A 3795-nucleotide genomic window follows, 5' to 3' on the forward strand; every position below is an offset into this window, starting at 1 on the left:
GCTTGGGGCATCAAGCCATTGCAGAAGTATTTGGCGGAAAGCTAGGATTGGCTCCGAAGGTTATGCACGGCAAGCAAAGTATTCTGCGTTTTGAGGGAAAATCTCCTATCTATCAAGGGATAGAAGATGGACGGCCAGTCATGCGTTATCATTCGATTTTGATTGAGGAGATGCCAGAGGACTTTGAAGTGACGGCACGGGCAGCTGATGATAACTCGATCATGGCCATCCAGCACAAGAGCCTGCCCATTTATGGATTTCAGTATCATCCAGAAAGTATTGGTACGCCGGACGGCTTGTCGTCTATCAAGAATTTCATCGACTTAGTAAAATAGGGGAAGAATTATGAAAGAAATTATAGCAAAACTAGCAGATTTTAAGGATCTAAGTAGCTCTGAAGTGTCAGATGTGCTAGAGCGCATCGTTACTAGAAGAGTAACGGAAACACAAATTGCGGCCTTTTTGCTGGCTCTCAAGATGAAAGGGGAAACAGTAGAGGAACGGACAGCCTTAGCTCAGGCCATGCGAGGCCATACTCCGCAGATCCCGACTACAATTCGCACAGCCATGGACAATTGTGGAACTGGTGGTGACAGATCATTTAGTTTCAATGTTTCGACCACAGCGGCCTTCGTATTAGCAGGTGGTGGGATCAAGATGGCTAAGCACGGCAATAGATCCATTACCTCTAAATCAGGCTCAGCTGATGTTTTAGAAGCTTTGGGGATTAACCTAAACATGGATACAGCCAGCTTGGGTAAGATCTTTGATCAGACGGGGATAGTCTTTCTTTTTGCTAAAAACCTTCATCCAGCTATGAAATATATCATGCCAGCTCGTCTCAGTCTAGGTGTTCCCACTATCATGAACCTGACTGGACCGCTCATCCATCCTATAGCTCTAGAAACCCAGCTTTTGGGCACTAGCCGGCCGGATATGCTAGAGAGCACGGCAGAGGTTTTGAAAAACATGGGGCGCAAGCGCGCAGTGGTCGTGTCGGGTCCAGATGGTCTAGATGAAGCCGGTCTTCATGGCCGTACCCAGTATGCTTTGCTGGCAGATGGGGAGATCAGCCTGCACAGCTTTCTACCGTCAGACATTGGCATGGAAGAAATTCCTCTTGAAGCAATTCGTGGAGGTAATGCCAAGGAAAATGCAGATATTCTGGTATCTGTCCTGCAAAATCAAGCCAGCCCTTATCTGGAAATGACAGTTCTGAACGCAGGTCTAGGCTTCTTTGCTAATGGGAAATCAGACAGCATAGAAGAAGGAATAGCTTTGGCCCGCCAAGTGATCGCTAGTGGCGCAGCCTATGAAAAACTCAAGCAACTACAGGAGTATCAGAAATGAGCAAAGAATTTCTCCCGACCATTCTAAAGCAAAAAGAGCAGGAAGTCGCAGCTATGTCCTATGAAGAGCTGCAACCTCTGCGCTCGACCTATTCCCTCTATGAGTATCTCAAAAACCACCCTCAAGAGCTGCAGCTGATTGCTGAAGTCAAAAAAGCCAGCCCCAGTCTGGGAGATATTAATCTCGGTGTGGATATTGTGGAGCAAGCCCGCACTTATGAACGATGCGGTGCAGCTATGATTTCGGTCCTGACAGATGAGATTTTCTTCAAAGGACATCTGGATTACCTGAGAGAGATTTCTAGTCAAGTGACCATTCCAACCCTCAATAAGGACTTTATCATTGATGAAAAGCAGATTGTTCGCGCCCGCAATGCTGGAGCGACAGTTATTCTTCTGATTGTGGCTGCCTTGCCTGAAAAGCGGCTGCAAGAACTCTATGATTTTGCGACGGGTTTAGGCTTGGAAGTTCTGGTCGAAACCCATAATCTGGCGGAGCTGGAAATTGCCCATAGAATAGGAGCACAGATAATCGGTGTCAATAACCGCAATCTAGTTACTTTTGAGACAGATATCAATACCAGTCTCCAGTTGTCTGCCCATTTCAAAGATGACAGGGTTTACGTATCTGAGTCCGCTATTTTCAGCAAGGAAGATGCTGAGCTAGTAGCTCCTTATTTCCATGCGGTTTTAGTCGGAACAGCCCTGATGCAAGCTGAGAATGTAGCAGAAAAAATCAAGGAGCTGAAAATTGACAAAGGTTAAGATTTGCGGCTTATCAACGGCCAGCGCTGTGGAAACTGCATGTCAGGCTGGTGCAGATTACATTGGCTTTGTCTTTGCTGAGAGCCGTCGGAGGGTCAGTTTGGAGCAAGCTCAGAAGCTAGCTGTCTTGGTGCCGCCTGCTGTCCGAAAGGTAGGAGTTTTCGTCTCTCCGAGCTTGTCGGAGCTACAGGAAGCTATTTCAGAGGCAAATCTAGATTTGGTGCAGATTCATGGCGATTTTGATGAAGAGCTTTTGACTCAGATCGGCCGTCCGGTTATTCGAGCTTATCAGGTCAAGGGAGCATTAAAAGATGTCAGCCAACAAGCGGACTACCTGCTCTTTGATGCACCACTTGCTGGTAGTGGTCAGACCTTTGACTGGCAAGCTTTTGACAAGAATCAAATCCACCAGCCCTTCTTTATCGCCGGTGGTTTGAATGCAGGAAATGTCCGAGAATCTATTCAGCACTTCGCCCCTTACGCAGTTGATGTCTCAAGCGGGGTCGAAACTGACGGCCAGAAGGACTTAGAAAAGATAACAGAATTTATAGAAAGAGTGAAAGATGGCATATAATCAACCCAATCAAGAAGGATTTTATGGTGAGTTTGGCGGGCGCTTTGTTCCCGAAACGCTGATGACAGCAGTTTTAGAGCTAGACAAAGCCTACCGTGAGAGTAAAAAAGACCCAGCCTTTCAGGCTGAGCTGGATGAGTTGCTGAAGCAGTATGTAGGGCGAGAAAATCCTCTCTATTTTGCAAAAAATCTGACAGCCTATGCTGGCGGTGCTAAGATTTATCTGAAGCGGGAAGACCTCAACCATACCGGTGCCCATAAAATCAATAATGCCCTAGGCCAGGTCCTTCTAGCTAAGAGAATGGGCAAGAAGAAAATCATTGCAGAGACTGGTGCAGGTCAGCACGGAGTAGCCACAGCCACAGCTGCAGCCCTTTTCAACATGGACTGTACCATCTACATGGGCGAAGAAGATGTCAAGCGCCAAGCCCTCAATGTCTTTCGGATGGAACTTCTGGGAGCTAAGGTGGAGTCAGTGACCGATGGTTCTAGAGTCCTCAAGGATGCAGTCAACGCTGCCTTGCGAGCTTGGGTGGCGCAGGTCGATGACACTCACTATATTATGGGCTCAGCTTTGGGTCCCCATCCTTTCCCAGAGATTGTCCGCGACTATCAGAGCGTGATTGGGCGTGAGGCCAAGCGCCAGTTTGCTGAGCAAAATGCAGGTGCCTTACCCGATGCTTTAGTCGCCTGCGTTGGCGGTGGTTCCAATGCTATTGGGCTCTTTTATCCCTTTGTAGACGATAGCTCAGTTGCTATGTATGGAACAGAAGCAGCTGGGCGGGGCGTGGATACAGATGAACATGCTGCTACCTTAACCAAAGGTCGACCAGGTGTTTTACACGGTGCTTTGATGGATGTCTTGCAGGATGAGCAAGGACAGATTCTGGAAGCTTTCTCTATCTCTGCCGGGCTGGATTATCCGGGCATCGGTCCTGAACATTCTCATTTTAATGCTATCAAACGCGCCACTTATGTCCCAGTCACGGATGAAGAAGCCTTGGAATCCTTCCAGCTCCTGTCTCGCATTGAAGGGATTATCCCTGCTCTAGAGTCTAGCCACGCTATTGCTTACGCAGTTAAGCTGGCTAAGGAGTTGGGACCAGA

5 protein-coding genes are annotated in these 3795 nt (G+C 47.9%); all 5 read left to right on the forward strand.

Translation table 11 applies throughout. From position 1 onward, the window contains the following. The coding region (locus Q0191_RS04800; protein ID WP_297664309.1) for a glutamine amidotransferase-related protein at positions 1-335 on the forward strand (335 nt) is incomplete at its 5' end. Between the two features lie 10 nt (positions 336-345). Further along, the gene (trpD, locus tag Q0191_RS04805) at positions 346-1350 is read left to right on the forward strand and encodes an anthranilate phosphoribosyltransferase (RefSeq protein WP_297664311.1); all 1005 of its coding nucleotides are present in this window, start codon (positions 346-348) and stop codon (positions 1348-1350) included. Beyond that, positions 1347-2114: an indole-3-glycerol phosphate synthase TrpC gene (trpC, locus tag Q0191_RS04810; RefSeq protein ID WP_297664313.1), complete on the forward strand. Its 768-nt coding sequence runs from the start codon at positions 1347-1349 to the stop codon at positions 2112-2114. Before trpD ends, trpC begins: the two co-directional genes overlap by 4 nt. Then, the gene (locus Q0191_RS04815; protein ID WP_297664315.1) at positions 2101-2688 is read left to right on the forward strand and encodes a phosphoribosylanthranilate isomerase; all 588 of its coding nucleotides are present in this window, start codon (positions 2101-2103) and stop codon (positions 2686-2688) included. Before trpC ends, Q0191_RS04815 begins: the two co-directional genes overlap by 14 nt. Beyond that, the coding region (gene trpB / locus Q0191_RS04820; protein ID WP_297664317.1) for a tryptophan synthase subunit beta at positions 2678-3795 on the forward strand (1118 nt) is incomplete at its 3' end. The genes Q0191_RS04815 and trpB, both read left to right, overlap by 11 nt.

The sequence above is a fragment of the uncultured Streptococcus sp. genome (assembly GCF_938036805.1).
GTDB lineage: Bacteria > Bacillota > Bacilli > Lactobacillales > Streptococcaceae > Streptococcus.

What these genes read in the sequence shown, in the direction of transcription:
- trpC (WP_297664313.1), top strand. Translation starts at nt 1,347, where the DNA reads ATGAGCAAAGAATTTCTCCCGACCATTCTAAAGCAAAAAGAGCAGGAA.
- trpD (WP_297664311.1), top strand. Translation starts at nt 346, where the DNA reads ATGAAAGAAATTATAGCAAAACTAGCAGATTTTAAGGATCTAAGTAGC.